13 protein-coding genes are annotated in these 16,162 nt (G+C 61.1%); all 13 read left to right on the top strand.

Annotated elements, in window-relative coordinates:
- Nucleotides 1–234 precede the first annotated feature (234 nt).
- The 13 genes from aspS to HMPREF2712_RS06935 all read left to right on the top strand — a co-directional run bounded on the left by aspS (nucleotide 235) and on the right by HMPREF2712_RS06935 (nucleotide 16,151).
- Nucleotides 235–2,007, top strand: coding sequence for an aspartate--tRNA ligase (gene aspS, locus HMPREF2712_RS06875; RefSeq protein ID WP_049354685.1), 1,773 nt, complete (start codon nucleotides 235–237; stop codon nucleotides 2,005–2,007).
- Nucleotides 2,008–2,198: 191 nt separating this feature from the next.
- Nucleotides 2,199–2,726 carry a P-loop NTPase family protein gene (locus tag HMPREF2712_RS06880; RefSeq protein WP_070634028.1) on the top strand — a complete coding sequence of 176 codons (528 nt, stop codon included), beginning with the start codon at nucleotides 2,199–2,201 and terminating at the stop codon, nucleotides 2,724–2,726.
- Between the two features lie 106 nt (nucleotides 2,727–2,832).
- The gene (dtd, locus tag HMPREF2712_RS06885) at nucleotides 2,833–3,267 is read left to right on the top strand and encodes a D-aminoacyl-tRNA deacylase (RefSeq protein ID WP_049327228.1); all 435 of its coding nucleotides are present in this window, start codon (nucleotides 2,833–2,835) and stop codon (nucleotides 3,265–3,267) included.
- A 164-nt stretch (nucleotides 3,268–3,431) separates the two neighbouring features.
- On the top strand, nucleotides 3,432–4,946 hold the full coding sequence (locus HMPREF2712_RS06890; RefSeq protein WP_070819591.1) for a replication-associated recombination protein A: 1,515 nt from the start codon (nucleotides 3,432–3,434) through the stop codon (nucleotides 4,944–4,946).
- Between the two features lie 696 nt (nucleotides 4,947–5,642).
- Nucleotides 5,643–6,275 carry a 30S ribosomal protein S4 gene (rpsD, locus tag HMPREF2712_RS06895; protein ID WP_005505914.1) on the top strand — a complete coding sequence of 211 codons (633 nt, stop codon included), beginning with the start codon at nucleotides 5,643–5,645 and terminating at the stop codon, nucleotides 6,273–6,275.
- A gap of 306 nt (nucleotides 6,276–6,581) precedes the next feature.
- The gene (locus HMPREF2712_RS06900; protein WP_012903480.1) at nucleotides 6,582–7,019 is read left to right on the top strand and encodes a DUF948 domain-containing protein; all 438 of its coding nucleotides are present in this window, start codon (nucleotides 6,582–6,584) and stop codon (nucleotides 7,017–7,019) included.
- Entirely contained in the window at nucleotides 7,019–7,516 is a 498-nt protein-coding gene (locus HMPREF2712_RS06905; RefSeq protein WP_070616387.1) for a peptide chain release factor 4, read from the top strand. Before HMPREF2712_RS06900 ends, HMPREF2712_RS06905 begins: the two co-directional genes overlap by 1 nt.
- A 132-nt stretch (nucleotides 7,517–7,648) precedes the next feature.
- Nucleotides 7,649–10,336, top strand: coding sequence for an alanine--tRNA ligase (gene alaS, locus HMPREF2712_RS06910; RefSeq protein WP_070604321.1), 2,688 nt, complete (start codon nucleotides 7,649–7,651; stop codon nucleotides 10,334–10,336).
- Nucleotides 10,337–10,338: 2 nt separating this feature from the next.
- Nucleotides 10,339–10,902: a Holliday junction resolvase RuvX gene (gene ruvX / locus HMPREF2712_RS06915; protein ID WP_012903482.1), complete on the top strand. Its 564-nt coding sequence runs from the start codon at nucleotides 10,339–10,341 to the stop codon at nucleotides 10,900–10,902.
- Nucleotides 10,899–12,092 (top strand): endolytic transglycosylase MltG, encoded by a 1,194-nt coding sequence (mltG, locus tag HMPREF2712_RS06920; protein WP_070819592.1) that lies wholly within the window; start codon nucleotides 10,899–10,901, stop codon nucleotides 12,090–12,092. The genes ruvX and mltG overlap by 4 nt, the downstream gene beginning before the upstream one ends.
- A gap of 224 nt (nucleotides 12,093–12,316) precedes the next feature.
- Nucleotides 12,317–13,252, top strand: coding sequence for a shikimate dehydrogenase (locus HMPREF2712_RS06925; protein WP_070819593.1), 936 nt, complete (start codon nucleotides 12,317–12,319; stop codon nucleotides 13,250–13,252).
- Nucleotides 13,253–13,371: 119 nt separating this feature from the next.
- A complete protein-coding gene (gene aroC / locus HMPREF2712_RS06930) occupies nucleotides 13,372–14,589 on the top strand; it encodes a chorismate synthase (RefSeq protein ID WP_070819594.1) in 1,218 nt (405 codons plus the stop codon).
- Complete coding sequence (locus HMPREF2712_RS06935) at nucleotides 14,589–16,151, top strand: shikimate kinase (RefSeq protein WP_070819595.1); 1,563 nt, start codon at nucleotides 14,589–14,591, stop codon at nucleotides 16,149–16,151. Before aroC ends, HMPREF2712_RS06935 begins: the two co-directional genes overlap by 1 nt.
- The last annotated feature ends 11 nt before the right edge of the window (nucleotides 16,152–16,162 follow it).

Below are 16,162 nucleotides of genomic sequence, written 5' to 3' on the forward strand. Positions count from 1 at the left end.
AAAGACCCACGGCGAAGACACTAACCTATCGACCGCAGACACCCACGAACCTGCCGCCCTACCCGCATCCCGCCTCCGCGCCCCATTTTCTGGTGCCTGACTTGCCCCGACCCGCCATCGACCTGCCCGGAGGGGATACAATATATGAGGCGCACGCAGTGTGCGCATATCATCAACCGCGTGTACCCGGCTACTGTCTATAGTCGTGAGGTGCCCGCTATGAAAGGAATGTCTGTGCTTCGCACTCACACCAACGGCGAGCTGACCGCCGCAAATATTGGAGAGACTGTTACCCTGACCGGTTGGGTGGCTCGCCGCCGCGACCACGGTGGCGTCGCCTTCGTTGACCTGCGTGACCGTGAGGGTGTCACCCAGTGTGTTTTCCACAATGAGGCTGATTTTGAGCACCTGCGCAACGAGTATGTGCTGCGTGTGACCGGTCTGGTGACTAAGCGCCCGGAGGGTAACGAGAACCCGAACCTGGCGACTGGCGAGATTGAGGTTGAGGTGTCCGCCGTTGAGGTGCTGAACACTGCTGCTCCGCTGCCTTTCCAGATTGACGAGCACGTTGAGGTGGGTGAGGAGGCGCGCCTGCGCTACCGCTACCTGGACCTTCGCCGCCCGGAGCCGGCTCGCATCATGCGCCTGCGTTCGGACGCGAACCGTGCGGCACGCAACCTGCTGGCTGAGGACGGCTACATTGAGGTTGAGACCCCGACCCTGACTCGTTCCACCCCTGAGGGTGCGCGTGACTTCCTGGTGCCGGCTCGTCTGGCTCCGGGTTCTTGGTATGCTCTGCCACAGTCCCCGCAGCTGTTCAAGCAGCTGCTGCAGGTGGGCGGTATTGAGAAGTACTACCAGATTGCTCGTTGCTACCGTGATGAGGATTTCCGTGCGGACCGTCAGCCTGAGTTCACTCAGCTGGACATTGAGGCGTCGTTCGTTGATCAGGAAGACATCATTGAGCTGGGCGAGCGCATCGTTGAGGCTGTGTGGAACCTGATTGATGTGAAGGTTCCCCGCCCGATTCAGCGCATGACCTACAAGGATGCGATGGAGAAGTACGGTTCGGACAAGCCTGACCTGCGTTTTGGTCTGGAGCTGACTGAGCTGACCGAGTACTTCAAGGACACCACTTTCCGCGTGTTCAAGGCTCCTTACGTGGGTGCTGTTGTGATGCCCGGTGGTGCTTCTCAGCCTCGCCGTACCCTGGACGCTTGGCAGGAGTGGGCTAAGCAGCGCGGCGCTAAGGGCCTGGCGTATGTCCTCATTCAGGAGGATGGTGAGCTGACCGGTCCGGTTGCTAAGAATATTACTGACGCTGAGCGTGCTGGCCTGGCTGAGGCTACCGGCGCGAAGCCCGGCGACTGCATCTTCTTCGCTGCTGGTGAGGCTAAGGCTTCCCGTGCGCTGCTGGGTGCTGCTCGTGTTGAGATTGGTCACCGTACCGGCCTGATTAAGGACGGCGAGTGGTCCTTCGTGTGGGTTGTTGATGCTCCCATGTTCGAGTCTTCTGCTGAGGCTACTGAGTCCGGTGACGTGGCTCTGGGCCACTCCGCGTGGACCGCCGTGCACCACGCCTTCACCTCCCCGAAGCCCGAGTTCCTGGACACCTTCGATACTGACCCGGGCTCGGCTCTGGCGTACGCTTACGACATTGTCTGCAACGGTAACGAGATTGGTGGCGGTTCGATCCGTATTCACCGCCGTGACGTGCAGGAACGCGTGTTCGCTGTGATGGGCATTGGTGAGGAAGAGGCTCAGGAGAAGTTCGGCTTCCTGCTGGATGCGTTCAAGTACGGCGCACCGCCCATGGGTGGTATTGCGTTCGGTTGGGACCGTATTGTGTCTCTGCTGGCTGGCGTTGATTCGATCCGCGAAGTTATTGCGTTCCCGAAGACCGGTAATGGTTTCGATCCGCTGACTGCGGCTCCTGCACCGATTACTCCGGAGCAGCGTAAGGAAGCTGGCGTTGATTTCAAGCCGAAGAAGAAGGACGAGGAGTAATCTTCTCTAGTCTTTGGTCGTGCGCCCCGTAGGGGGTGCGGGCTGTGCGGCGTGGGCCCGGCGGGCGTTGAGTTGTGCCGGGGTCGCCGTTGAGGGTGGGCTGTGTATTCTGCTGGTGCAGGGTCGCAGCCCACCTTTTGTATCAACTGGCGTGCGTGCCGATTTGTGTACTATCCAAGGGGGAGGGGAGCATGCGTATTCTGATTGCCGGCCCGAGCGGTAGCGGTAAGACGACGTTTGCGGCGCGGTTGGGGCGCCTCCTGGACATTCCGCATACGGAGATGGACTCGTTGCATTGGGGGCCGAACTGGACTCCGCGCCCTAGTTTTGAGGCGGATGTTCAGGCGCTCATTGAGCGGCCTGCGTGGATTACGGAGTGGCAGTATCCGCAGGTGCGCGGCCGCCTGCTGGAGCGTGCGGATGTGGTGATTTACCTACGCTATAGCCGTGCGTTGGTCATGTGGCGTGTGGTTCGCCGGACGGTGCGCCGTGCGGTGACGGGTCAGAGGCTGTGGGCTGATAATGTGGAGCCGCCGCTGAAGAATATTCTGCGCGACCCGGACAACATGATTCGGTACACGTGGAGGAGCTACCCGCACGTCGGGGAGTTGCTGGCGGAGGCTCGCGGGCAGCATCTGCAGAAGCGTTTTATTGAGTTTCGTACCCCGCGGGCGGCGAACCAGTTTTTGCGTGCCGTGCAGCTGCGCGGTGTGCTCTGAGGCGGTTGCCTCTAGAACTGCGGCTCCCCTAAACCAGCCGCCGAGAGTGGCGTCGAAAGAGATGTATGAGCCCGGTGAAGGCCGGCTCCAAGTTGAAAGGTGAACGATGCGAGTAGTTATTCAGCGCGTGACCCGCGCGGCGGTGCGCGTGGCGGGTGAGACGGTCGGCGCGATTGAGCAGCCCGGCTACCTGGTGCTGGTCGGTATCACGCACGGTGACGGTGCGGCGCAGATTGCGAAGCTTGCCGATAAGACCGCGAACCTGCGCCTGCTGGAGGGGGAGAAGTCCCTGCTCGATGAGGGCGCACCCGTGCTGGCGGTCAGCCAGTTCACCCTGTACGGGGATGCGAAGAAGGGCCGCCGCCCCTCCTGGTCTGCCGCTGCGCCCGGCGCGGTGAGTGAGCCGCTGTTCAACGACTATGTTCAGGCGCTGCGTGAGCGTGGCCTGCACGTGGAGACCGGCGTGTTCGGTGCGGACATGCAGGTGGAGCTGGTCAATGACGGCCCGGTGACCCTGATTCTCGATAGTGAGACCCTCTAGGCCGGCGCTTTCGATAGGTTAGTGGATTGTCCCGGGGTTTAAAACCCACGGCGAAGACACTAACCTATCGAAAACCCGTGTGGCGTCACGCCGCGAGCTAAATCCGCACCCGTAAGTCCATACCCCGCGCCCACCTCAAGCCTGTGAAACGATAGAGTAAGACTATGGCTGATTCCCTCTTTGATCTTGAGTTGCCCGATGACGGGGACCGCGTGAGCCTGATTGGTGCGCCCGCTGAGGAGCCCGCCTCCTCGCGTGCCTCTGCGTCGCGTGCGCGCTCTGCCCGTTCGGCGTCTCGTGCGCCGTTGGCGGTGCGTATGCGTCCGCGCACGATTGATGAGGTCCTCGGCCAGGAGCATCTGCTGACTCCGGGTGCGCCTCTGCGCGTGTTGGCGGGGGAGAATGCCGGCCCGGCTGGCCCGTCCTCGGTGATTTTGTACGGCCCGCCGGGTACGGGTAAGACCACCCTGGCGCATGTGATTGCGCGCGCGCCGGGTCGTAAGTTCGTGGAGCTTTCGGCGATTACCGCGGGCGTGAAGGACGTGCGTGCGGTCATGGATCAGGCGCTACTCGACCGCGACATGTACGGCACGACCACCGTGCTCTTCCTCGACGAGATTCACCGTTTTACGAAGGCTCAGCAGGATGCGCTCCTGCCCGGCGTGGAGAACCGCTGGGTGATTCTGGTGGCGGCCACGACGGAGAACCCGTCGTTCAGCATTATTTCGCCGCTGCTCTCGCGCTCGCTACTGTTGCGGGTTCATTCGCTGGAGCAGTCCGATATTGAGCGTCTGATTGATCGTGCATTGGCTGATCCGCGTGGTTTTGGTGGCGCGGCGGTCATTGATGAGGATGCGCGTGCCCACCTCGCGGCGGTTTCTGGAGGCGACGCTCGCCGCTCCCTGACCTCGCTGGAGGCGGCAGCTGCGATTGCGTTTAGCGAGGCTGAAGCTGCGGGAAATGCCCCTGCAGAAACTGGCCCCGCAGAAACCGGTGCCGAAGAGGCTGACCCTGCCGCGCCCGTGCGCATCACCCTGGCGCATGCTACGGAGGCGGTGGACCGCGCCGCGATTCGCTACGACCGTTCGGGTGATCAGCATTATGACGTGGTCAGCGCTTTCATTAAGTCCATGCGCGGCTCTGATGCGGATGCCGCGGTGCACTACTTGGCGCGCATGCTGGAGGGCGGCGAGGATCCGCGTTTCGTGGCGCGTCGCATCATGATTTTGGCGAGTGAGGATATTGGTCTGGCTGATCCGCAGGCGTTGCAGGTGGCGACGGCTGCGGCGCAGTCGGTGGCGCTGGTGGGCATGCCGGAGGCGCGTATTATCCTCTCGCAGGCGGTGATTTATTGTGCGCTCGCGCCGAAGTCAAACGCGGCGTATAACGCGATTAACCGCGCGATTGCGGATGTGCGTGCGGGCGCTTCGGGTCAGGTTCCGGTGCATTTGCGTGATGGTCATTATGCGGGGGCTAAGCAGTTTGGTCACGGCGTGGGGTACATTTATGCGCATGATGAGCCGGGGCATGTGGCGGCACAGCAGTACCTGCCGGATACTCTGCGCGGCACGGTCTACTACGAGCCGACGCAGCACGGTTTTGAGCGTACGTTGACGGAGCGTCGTGAGCGTATCCGCCGTATTTTGGATGCGGCTCCGGTGCAGGATACGACCCGTTAGCTTACGTGGCTCCCATCGAGCCGTCTACTACTTTGAGTGCTGACCACCGGGGGAGTGGCGCGCCTCGGCAGGCAGGTAGCCGTATAGAGCAAGCAACCGTATAGGGCTGAGCGCAAACAGAAAGCGGTGCGTAGTACCTCGGTAGTACTGCGCACCGCGTCAGAGTTTTGAGTTGTGATAGACGTCTTGGCTGTCGGCCTTCCCGGAAGGGCGGACGCCAAGCTTGTTATGGTTTCTAGTCTAGGCGATATGGGGGTCTGATTCAAGCTATTCCCATAAAGACACAGGTTAAAAATAACGAAATGATTACAATCCAACATCTTAGCGCCGCAATTTTTCGGGGAAGTCGCACCTAAATAGCTCTGACTGGCATAAATAATTCCTGTGGGGTCGTGTGGGTAAGTGTCGAAAACCCACACGCACAGTGATTTGAACCAAAGATTTCCCAAAAGGCTGGTAAAGCCCGGGTGTATCCGGTAAGCTTGACGGGTCTGGCAATTACTATGCCCGCATTCGTGCGAGCGTCAGTAATGTAGCTGCGGGGTACTCTGCCCCGAGCTCTCCGCCCCACCGCCGTACAGCAACGACCGAATCGGTCGCGTACGGATTCCGGCGGGGTCAACCGAGGAGGCCAGTATTCAACAGACCGAGGCCCCACCCGTGAGGGTGCAGGAGCCTCACATAGAAAGGTAGATTGTGGCTAAGCACAACCGCACCCGCCGTACCGTGCGTCAGTCCCGTGCCCTGGGCATTGCACTGACCCCGAAGGCAGAAAAGTACCTCGAGCGTCGTCCTTACGGCCCCGGCCAGCACGGCCGTGCCCGCAAGAAGGCTGACTCCAACTACGCTACCCAGCTGAAGGAAAAGCAGCGTCTGCGCGCTCAGTACAACATCCGCGAGGCACAGATGCGCCGCGCATACCTCGAGGCAAAGCGTACCGAGGGCCAGACCGGTAAGAACATGGTCGAGCTGCTCGAGACCCGCCTCGACGCTCTGGTTCTGCGTGCAGGCTTCGCCCGCACCATTGCACAGGCACGTCAGATGGTTGTTCACCGTCACATCATGGTTGACGGCGTTCGCGTGGACCGCCCCTCGTTCCACGTCAAGCCCGGCCAGCTGATCCACGTTCACCCCAAGGCTGAGAAGACCACCCCCTTCCAGGCTGCGGCTGCAGGCGAGCACCAGGCAGTTCTGCCCGAGGTTCCCGCATACCTGAACGTTGAGATCGAGAAGCTGCACGCAAAGCTTGAGCGCAAGCCCAAGCGCGAAGAGATCCCCGTGATCTGCGACGAGCAGCTGGTCGTTGAGTACTACTCGCGTCTGGCATAATCTCGATTTTTCGAGAAGCAACCCGTCCTGCACCGTTCGGTGGGGGCGGGTTGTTCCCGTTTAACGCGCGGGTTTTTTGGGGTATATACACTACAGGGCAGTGGTGCCGCTGAACCTGTGAATCTTCCGTCGCTGGGAGTTTCATGAGAGTTTAGGGGGCGCTTGAAGGATTTTTCGACTAAAATAGGGGATTGAGCTGTGTATACAGTCCTGAACTGTATGCACGATCCGGCTGTACGCCACGGTGGCGTCCAGCCTTGTACGACTATTGATAAGCATCATGCATTGAGCGGAATGGGGTTATAGATGACCGGCGGAGATATTGCGGGCCTGATTGCAGCAGGAGTTTTTGCGATTCTGGTGGCTCTTCTTGCGTTACCCATTATTCGCCTGACTAAGGTGTTTGATGAGCTTATCGTGACGATTCGTTCGCTGAACCAGAGCACCGGCCCCCTCATTGAAGAGGTGACCCGCACTGTGGTGACCACCAATGAGCAGCTGGAGAAGGTTGACGACATCACCTCGAACGTTTCGGATGCGTCCGCGAACGTTTCTGCGCTGTCCTCGCTGGTGACCTCGACTGTGGGTCAGCCGCTGATTAAGGTTGCGTCCTTCTCGTACGGTGTGCGTCAGGCGTTCCGCGGCGGCAAGACCGGCGATGCACACGGCACCGCTGGCAACACCCACGCTGGTGGTCAGTACGGTTCGGCACAGTCCTCTTACTCTGCAGGCGGTGAGAACTAATGGGTCTGCTTCGTTCAGCTCTTCTGCTCGGCGCCGGAGCGGCGGTTGGTTACTTCGCTTCCAGGCGTGCCACCACCTCCGAACCTGCTCAGCGTACCCCCGGCAGCGCCCTGCTCATGCGTGAGCATGGTGAGCTTGCCCTCAACCCGGAGTCTCAGATGGGAAAGTTCTTCGATTCGCCGATTGGCAAGCCCCTGCAGCCGTATGCGTTGCGTGCTGTTGAGTTCGCCGCCCGCGTGCGTGAAGGCATGCAGGAGAAGGAGATGGAGCTCAACGCTAAGGTGGAGCGCCAGAAGCAGGATCTGCGTCCTGGCTCCCTGGATACGTGGGACCGCCAGATGAGCTCGGCTGAGATTGAATCCACGAACCGCCGCCTGGCTGAGCGTGAACTCATTGAGGTGGAGGCTGAGATTGCCTCCTTGGAAGAGGCTCAGAAGCGAGCGCGTGAGCAGCGTATTGCGCGTGACCGTCAGCTCGGCGACGGCTTCTTCAACTAGGTTTTTAAAGGTGGTGCTTTTGTCCGTTAACCACGGTACGAGACTGGCTCGATTAGCCATTTTGCTCTCGGACAGGCACCATAGGTCAGTAGACTAATTTAGAATTTCGCACAGATTACTCTAAGGAACGAGATGCTCTCACAGGAGATTTCTAAGCGCTGGATCGATTTCTTCGCTTCCCGCGGCCATACTGTGGTGCCTTCGGCATCGCTGATTTCGAACGAGCCCGGCGCTATGTTCACCATCGCCGGTATGGTGCCGTTCATTCCCTACTTCCTGGGCCGTGAGACCCCTCCGTTCTCCCGCGCGACCAGCGTGCAGAAGTGCATCCGCACCCTGGATATTGAAGAGGTCGGTAAGACTGCGCGTCACGGTACCTTCTTCCAGATGGCTGGTAACTTCTCGTTCGGTGATTACTTCAAGGAGCAGGCGATTCCGTTTGCTTACGAGCTGCTGACCACCCCTCAGGATAAGGGCGGTTTCGGCCTGGATCCGGAGCGCCTGTGGGTCACCATTTATGAGGGTGACGATGAGGCCTTCGACATTTGGCACAACAAGGTGGGCTTCCCGGCTGAGCGTATTCAGCGTATGGGTATGAAGGAAAACTACTGGTCCACCGGTCAGCCCGGCCCCGCAGGCCCCGACTCGGAGATCTTCTACGACCGTGGCCCCGCCTACGGTAAGGAAGGCGGCCCGGCGGCTGACGACGACCGTTACATTGAGATTTGGAACCTTGTGTTCATGCAGTACCAGCGTGGCGAGGGCATCGGCAAGGATGACTTCGAGATTCTGGGTGATTTGCCGAAGAAGAACATCGATACCGGTCTGGGCGTTGAGCGTCTTGCCATGTTGCTGCAGGGTGTTGAGAACTTCTACGAGACCGACCAGGTTCGCCCCGTTCTGGACGCTGCTTCTAAGCTGTCCGGTAAGAAGTACCACGGCTCCGAGTCCGCTGAGGACGAGGGCTACGAGGATGACGTGCGTATGCGCGTGGTGGCTGACCACATCCGTTCCTCGCTGATGCTGATTGCTGATGGCGTGACCCCCTCCAACGAGGGTCGCGGCTACATTCTGCGCCGTCTGATGCGCCGTGCGATTCGTGCGATGCGTCTGCTGGGCGTTACTGAGCCCTGCCTGCCCGTACTGTTCCCGGCTTCGCGTGATGCGATGAAGGGTGCGTTCCCGTATGTTGCTGACGACTTCGAGCGTATTTCGCGCATTGCGTACGCTGAGGAGAAGGCGTTCCTGCACACCATTGAGACCGGTACTGAGCGTCTGGAAGAGGCTGTTGCTGCCGCTAAGAAGGACGGCTCCAACGCTGTTTCTGGTGCTGAGGCGTTTGCTCTGCACGACACCTACGGCTTCCCGATTGACCTGACCCTGGAGATGGCTGCTGAGGCTGGCGTGAAGGTGGATGAGAAGTCCTTCCGCGAGCTGATGGCTGAGCAGCGTCACCGTGCGCAGGCTGACGCTAAGGCGAAGAAGGGTGCGTTCGCTGACCTGTCCGAGCTGCGTAAGCTTGTGGACGAGCGCGGCTCCATCTTCACCGGTTACACCGAGCTGCGTACTGAGACTAAGCTGCGTGCAATCCTGGTGGACGGCGTTTCGGTTCCCGCCGCTAAGGCTGGCGACAAGATTGAGGTTGTTCTGGACGAGACCCCGTTCTACGCGGAGGCTGGTGGCCAGGCAGCTGATACCGGTGTCATTACCGGCAACGGCTTCATCATTGACGTTCAGGACGTTCAGCAGCCCGTGAAGGGCCTGAGCGTTCACCGCGCCGTTGTGCGTGAGGGTGAGGTTCACACCGGTGCCGATGTTGTGGCACAGGTTGATGTTCAGCGCCGCCGCGACGGTGAGAAGGCACACTCCGGTACCCACATCATTCACGCTGCCCTGCACCAGGTGCTCGGCAACGAGGCTACTCAGCGTGGCTCTTTCAACAAGGAAGGCTACCTGCGCTTCGACTTCGCGTGGGGCGAGGGCCTGTCCGAGTCCGCTAAGCGTGAGGTTGAAGAGGTTGCTAACCTCGCGATCCGCGATAACCACGAGGTGATTACTCGTGAGATGCCGCTGGCTGAGGCTAAGGCTCTGGGCGCTATGAGCCTCTTCGGCGAGAAGTACGGCGACGTGGTGCGTGTTGTTGAGATCGGCGGCGAGTTCTCCCGCGAGCTGTGCGGTGGTACCCACGTTGGTTCGTCCGCTGAGATTGGTTCGCTGACCCTGCTGACCGAGGGCTCTGTTGGCTCCGGTAACCGCCGTGTTGAGGCTCTGGTGGGTCTGGATTCCTTCAACCACCTGGCTGCTGAGCGTACCCTGGTGAACCAGCTGACCGGCCTGATGAAGGTTCAGTCTTCCGCTGATCTGCCGGAGAAGATTAACCAGACTCTGGCTAAGCTGAAGGCGGCTGAGAAGGAACTGGCTCAGCTGCGCCGCGAGAAGCTGCAGGCTGAGGCTGGCAAGCTGCTGGAGAACGCACAGACCATCGGTTCTGTTCGCGTTCTGGCGCATGACGCTGGCGAACTGGACGCTAACGGCGTTCGTGACCTGGCTCTGGATCTGCGTTCGCGCTTCGGCTCCGAGGCTGCTGTTGTCGCCGTGGTGGGTGTGGCTAATGGCCGCCCCGTCGTCCTGGTGGCAACCAACGAGGGTGCTCGTGAGGCTGGCGTGAAGGCTGGCGCTCTGGTCCGCGTTGCTGCCGGTGTTCTCGGCGGTGGTGGCGGCGGTAAGGACGACGTCGCTCAGGGTGGTGGCCAGGACGCATCCAAGATTGGTGCTGCACTGGACGCTGTCCGCGACGCTATCGCACAGGCTCAGGCCTAAACATGGCAGAATTCCAGCGCGGAGTGCGGATGGGTGTCGATGTGGGTAATGCCCGCGTCGGCACCGCCCTCAGCGACCCCGACGGCATTCTCGCCACCCCGCTCAAGACGCTGCGTCGCGACGCGAAGAAGAACTCTGACCGCCGCGTTCTGCGTAAGCTGATTGAGGTGAACGAGGTGGTGGAGGTTTTCGTCGGGCTTCCGAAGACCATGCGTGGTGGGGATTCTCCCTCCACGGAAATGGCTCGGGAGTACGCTCAGGCTCTGCGCTCCGAGCTGGATGCCGAAGAGAAAACACACATTAACATTTGGCTGGTGGATGAGCGACTCACCACCGTGAGCGCTCACCGTGCACTGCACGAGGCTGGGGTTTCCAGCCGAGATTTCAAGACTATGGTTGACCAGGTGGCGGCTGTGAACATTTTGCAGTACAGCCTGGATGCCCTCAAGGCGGGGCAGTCCGTAGCCGGGTACAAGGTGAGCGATCCGGCCCACGAAGAAAACCGACCGTCCGAGTCAGAAGGGACCACGGTCGGTGCCGTCAACGAAACGGAGAACCTTCAGTGACCGAACAGAATAAACAGCCCGAAGAGAGCGGGCTCGACCTCTTTAGGCCGACAGCCGAGGATGAACGTAAGGGCATCACCGGCATCACGATGGAACAGGAAATCGTGTCGGTGGCTACGTTGCGTGCGCGTAAGCGCCGCCGCCGCGCCATCATGCTGAGCGCAATTTCCCTGTTTGTCGTGGCTCTGGTCATCATTTCGGGTGCCCTGATTACTCGCTACGACCCGTTCAAGACTCGTGACTACTCGGGTGGCGGCAATGGTACGACCGTGACCTTCACGATTCGTTCCGGCCAGTCCACCGCGCAGGTGGCGCAGGAGCTTGAGGCGGCGGGCGTTATTGCTGATGCTGATAAGTTCATTGAGGTGTACACCAAGGAGAGCAAGGGTAAGTACTTGCAGCCTGGCACCTATGAACTGCAGCAGCACATGAGCAGCTCGAGCGCGATTACGACCATTATTGATGCGAACAGCAACGTACTGTACCTGGCGATTCCGCAGGGTAAGCGCGTGAGCGAGACCATCGATCTGATTGTTTCTGGCTCCGATGGTGCGTTCACCCGTAAGCAGGTTGAGGACGCGGTCAGCAACTACACCCAGTACGGTGTGCCGAGCAACTTCCCCTCGATTGAGGGTTGGCTGCACCCGGGTGAGTACCGCTTCCCGAAGGGCACCGACATCAAGAAGGTCATCCAGACCATGGTTGATAAGACCAAGGCTGACCTGAAGGAAGCCGGCGTGAGCGGCGACCAGAAGATCTTTGAGGTTCTGACCATCGCCTCCATCGTGGAGCTTGAGGCTCAGCCGAAGGACTACGTGGCGGTTGCAGGCATCATTGAGAACCGCCTGAACAACCCCGATGGTGAGACCTCCGGCCTGATTCAGTCGGATGCGACCGTGACCTACGGTCTGGGTGTCCGTTCGTACCACCTGACTGAAGAGCAGAAGGCCGATAAGAGCAATAAGTACAACACTTATGCGAATAAGGGTCTTCCGAAGGGTCCGATTGGTTCCCCGCAGCTGGCTTCGATTAAGGCTGCTGCGGCTCCTGAGAAGAACCCGTACTACTACTGGGTGACTGTGGACCTGGACTCCGGTGAGACTAAGTACTCCCGCACGTACGCTGAGCACCAGCGTTACGTTGAAGAGTACAACCAGTGGTGTTCTAAGCACCCGAACCGCTGTAGCTAAGTTGTAGCTCATTGGTTTAGCTGGTAGCTACGATTTGGTAGCTTTGGACTGAAGGTTCCTTGCTGAGGCGGGTACCGCCTCCACGAGAGTGGGGGAGGTGCCCGCCTTTGCTGTACCCGAATATTGGTTTGTCCCTTAAAATGGGTAGAGTGCGCCTATGACCGCGGGTTCGTGGCGTGCGTGTCCGCAAGCCCCAAGCGTTGAGAGCGAAAGAGTATCTATCGATGAAGACTGAACCGTACCGTGAGGCCCCGTATCTTCGCCGCGCCTACGTGCTGGGGCACCCGATTGCGCATTCGCTGTCGCCTGCACTGCATCGTGCCGCGTATGACTTTTTGGGTGAGCAGAATTTGGGTTATAATCGCCGCGATACTCTGCCCGATGATTTGCCGGCGATTATGCACGGTGTGCGCCACCCGGACGGTACGGAGGACGCCCCGTATATTGCGGGTCTGTCGGTGACGATGCCGTTGAAGACCGCCGTCATCAAGTATTGCGATGAGCTGAGTGAGACTGCCCGCGTGACCGGTGCGGTGAACACGGTGTATCCGCGCGGTGAGAAGGTGCTGGGTGATAACACGGATGTGATCGGCATTGTGAACGCGCTGCGCCACGCCGGTTTGGAGCCGCAGCCGCTCAAGGATTCTGCCGCGATTGTGGGTGGGGGAGCGACCGCTATTTCCGCCCTGACCGCTCTGCATCAGCTGGGGTATTCCCGTGTGAGCGTGTACGCCCGTTCCCTGCATAAGCTCGGTAGCGTGCAGGAGGCGGCGGACCGCCTGGGCGTTCAGCTGGAACAGGTTTCTCTGGCTGATTTGCCGCAGAACCTTGCGGAGCGCGGCCATCACCCGGTGATTTCTACTCTTCCTGCCCATGCGGCGGACGAGTGGGCGAGCCAGCTGAGCGGGCTGAAGGGCGCCTCCGCAACGCACCGGCGGGTACTGCTCGATGTTGCGTATAACCCGTGGCCTTCGGTGCTGGCGAGCGCTTGGGAGGCTAACGGCGGCACGGTGGTTTCTGGTCTGGAGATGCTGCTGTATCAGGCGGTGGAGCAGGTGCTGCTGTTCACCGACTGCACCCTGTCTGAGGGTGAGCTGCTGGGCTTGGTGAATGCGATGTGCGCGGCGGTTGATCTTGCGCCTCGTGCTTCCGTTTCGTGAAAAAAGCGTGCTTTCACTCGCTCAGTAAACAGGCATTTTATACACTATTTATACACGTGAAGAATTATTATTCCTTCCTCCTGCGCTGCGGTGCGGGTGCGATGAAAAGAGGTTAACCTATGGCCCTGCGTTGGCTCACTGCCGGAGAATCCCACGGCGAGGCGCTCGTCGGCATTATTGAGGGCGTACCCGCCGGTGTGGAACTCACCAGCGACATGGTGCGTGACGCCCTGGCTCGTCGCCGCCTCGGCTACGGCCGCGGTGCCCGCATGAAGTTCGAGGAGGACCGCGTGCGCATCCTGGGCGGTGTGCGTCACGGCCTGACTCAGGGCGGCCCGGTCGCGATTGAGATTGCGAACACCGAGTGGCCCAAGTGGACTGACGTGATGAGCTCCGACCCGGTGGATCCGAAGCTGATTGAGGGTCGTGCGCGTAATGCTGCGCTGACCCGTCCGCGCCCCGGTCACGCCGATTTTGCGGGTATGCAGAAGTACAACTTCTCTGAGGCTCGCCCGGTGCTGGAGCGCGCCTCCGCACGTGAGACTGCGACCCGCGTGGCTCTTGGCGTGGTTGCCGCCCAGATTTTGAGGGCTCTGGGTGTTGAGCTGGTCTCGCACACTGTTGCTGTGGGTGGCGTGCACGCTCCCGAGGGTGCCCCGGTGCCTTCGCCCCGCAATGTTGACCAGCTGGATGCTGACCCGCTGCGTTGCTTCGACAAGGCAACCTCCGACGCGATGGTTCAGCGCGTGGATGAGGCGCACAAGGACGGCGAGACTCTCGGCGGCGTGGTTGAGGTGCTCGCGTACGGTATGCCTCCCGGACTGGGTTCGTACGTGCACTGGGACCGCCGCCTGGACGCGCGCCTTGCCGCAGCCCTGATGGGTATTCAGGCTATTAAGGGTGTTGAGGTTGGCGACGGTTTCGCGACCGCTGACCGCCCGGGCACTGCCGCTCACGACGAGATTTCCATTGGTGAGCACGGCGTTACCCGCGATACCAACCGTGCAGGTGGTATTGAGGGCGGCATGAGCATTGGCGACCTGCTGCGTGTGCGCGCGGCAATGAAGCCCATTGCGACCGTGCCGAAGGCCTTGAAGACCATTGACACTTCCACCGGTGAAGAGGCTCGCGCCCACCACCAGCGTTCGGACGTGTGTGCTGTTCCCGCCGCTGGCGTGGTGGCGGAGGCTATGGTCGCCCTGGTGCTCGCTGAGGCTGCACTGGAGAAGTTTGGCGGCGACTCGATTGGTGAGACTCGCCGCAACATGGATTCCTACCTGGACGCTATTCCGGCGTCTCTGGCGTGGGAGTCTAACGTGGCTGGTTGGGACGCGTAGTGCCCCTTCCGGCGGAGTCTGAGGGCCGCGGCGCGAAGGGTCGCGGTTCCGGGGAGGTTTCTGTGGAGCAGGGTGTTCGCCCGGTCGCTTCGAGCCCCCTTGCGCGTATTGCTGCGGCAACGCAGCGTGCGCGAGGGGGCGCTTCGCCGCGCCCGGAAACCGGCGCAGAATCCGGTGCGGAACCCGGTGTACCTGCTGCGGCTGAGCAGAGTGTTGAGGCTGCGGGCGCTGGGGCTGTTGAGGTTGCGGGCGCTGGGGTTCGTGAGACTGTTGCGCGTGAGGCTGCCGCCTCGGTTTCTTCTGCGTCAGTTTCTTCTGCGCGCCCGGCTTCTCGCGTACCCACCCCCGCTGACCTGATGCGTTCTGGCGCCCGCCCCCTGCCCGCCGCCGCTGCGGCGAGCACGCAGGGTGTGCGCCTGTACGCCTCCTCGGTATCTGAGGACGCCGACCCGGCGCTCGGCCTGGATGAGGACCTGCGCCTGAAGCTGCTCAGCGCCCTGCAGGGCATGGGCACCGCTGAAGAGGAACCCCGCAAGGAACCCGCGAAGGCGGAAGCACCCAAGCCGACTGCTCCGAAACCGGCCGCGCCGTCAGTAGTCGCTACGCCAAAGCCTGCCGCGCCCAAGCCGGCACCTCCGAAACAGGCTCAGCCTGCAGAGGCGGCGGGGGAGAGCGCTACCGCTTCTGCTCCCGTAGCCGCACCTGCACATCCTGTAGCTGTGCCCGCGGCTGAACCCGCCAAGCCGGTTCGTCCGACTCCGGCGCTGTTCGGTAAGGTTCAGGTTGCTGCGCCCGCAGTATCCGCTGCGCCCCCCGCGGAAGAAGAGAACCAGGCGGGGGAGAAGCCCCTCGACGCTTCCGAGCTGCCCGCAACCCCGGCTGGATCTGTGGCACCCGCAGAGCTCACCGTCCCCACAGAGCTTGCCGCCCCCGCAGAAGCGCTCGCAGAAGACGAGTCCGCCGGCGCTCGCATCCACCCGCAGCAGGTGCGTGAAATGCACGAGAACTTCGCGGAACGCTCCCGACCCATCGTGCTCATTGGCCCCATGGCGGCAGGTAAAACCTACATTGGTACGCACCTTGCGCGTTTCTATGGCTACGAGTTCCTCGACGCCGACCAGCTCATCGTGGAACGCTACGGCGAAGTCTCCGAAATCTTCGAGATTTTTGGTGAGGCGTATTTCCGCGAGCTCGAACGCAAAACCATCGAAGAGGTCCTCACCTCGCCCGTGTACCGCAACACGGTGTTCTCCCTGGGAGGCGGCGCGCCCATGACCGACTCGGTCGCGGAGCTGCTCAAAGACGAATGCGTGGTGTACATCCTCGTTGATGCTGACACCGTCACCCCGCGCATTACCGGCAATAAGACCCGCCCGCTGCTGCAGCCGAACCCGGTCGAGCGGTGGACCGAAATTTTTGAGCGCCGCCGCAGCCGATACGAAGAGCTGGCGCACTTCACCCTGGACGCACGAGGCGGCCGCCCCATCACCGAGATGACCGCCGAAATCCAGGCGTACGTGACCGCAACCCGCGCCTCCCGCGCGCAGCGCCCCCAAGCATAACCCCTCACCTG

Source organism: Rothia sp. HMSC064F07 (assembly GCF_001837265.1).
Classification (GTDB): domain Bacteria; phylum Actinomycetota; class Actinomycetes; order Actinomycetales; family Micrococcaceae; genus Rothia; species Rothia mucilaginosa.

Bases quoted from the DNA above. Each gene is read 5' to 3' on its own strand.
- HMPREF2712_RS06880 (WP_070634028.1), top strand. From the start codon at position 2,199: ATGCGTATTCTGATTGCCGGCCCGAGCGGTAGCGGTAAGACGACGTTT.
- dtd (WP_049327228.1), top strand. From the start codon at position 2,833: ATGCGAGTAGTTATTCAGCGCGTGACCCGCGCGGCGGTGCGCGTGGCG.
- HMPREF2712_RS06890 (WP_070819591.1), top strand. From the start codon at position 3,432: ATGGCTGATTCCCTCTTTGATCTTGAGTTGCCCGATGACGGGGACCGC.
- HMPREF2712_RS06900 (WP_012903480.1), top strand. From the start codon at position 6,582: ATGACCGGCGGAGATATTGCGGGCCTGATTGCAGCAGGAGTTTTTGCG.
- HMPREF2712_RS06905 (WP_070616387.1), top strand. From the start codon at position 7,019: ATGGGTCTGCTTCGTTCAGCTCTTCTGCTCGGCGCCGGAGCGGCGGTT.
- alaS (WP_070604321.1), top strand. From the start codon at position 7,649: ATGCTCTCACAGGAGATTTCTAAGCGCTGGATCGATTTCTTCGCTTCC.
- ruvX (WP_012903482.1), top strand. From the start codon at position 10,339: ATGGCAGAATTCCAGCGCGGAGTGCGGATGGGTGTCGATGTGGGTAAT.
- HMPREF2712_RS06925 (WP_070819593.1), top strand. From the start codon at position 12,317: ATGAAGACTGAACCGTACCGTGAGGCCCCGTATCTTCGCCGCGCCTAC.
- aroC (WP_070819594.1), top strand. From the start codon at position 13,372: ATGGCCCTGCGTTGGCTCACTGCCGGAGAATCCCACGGCGAGGCGCTC.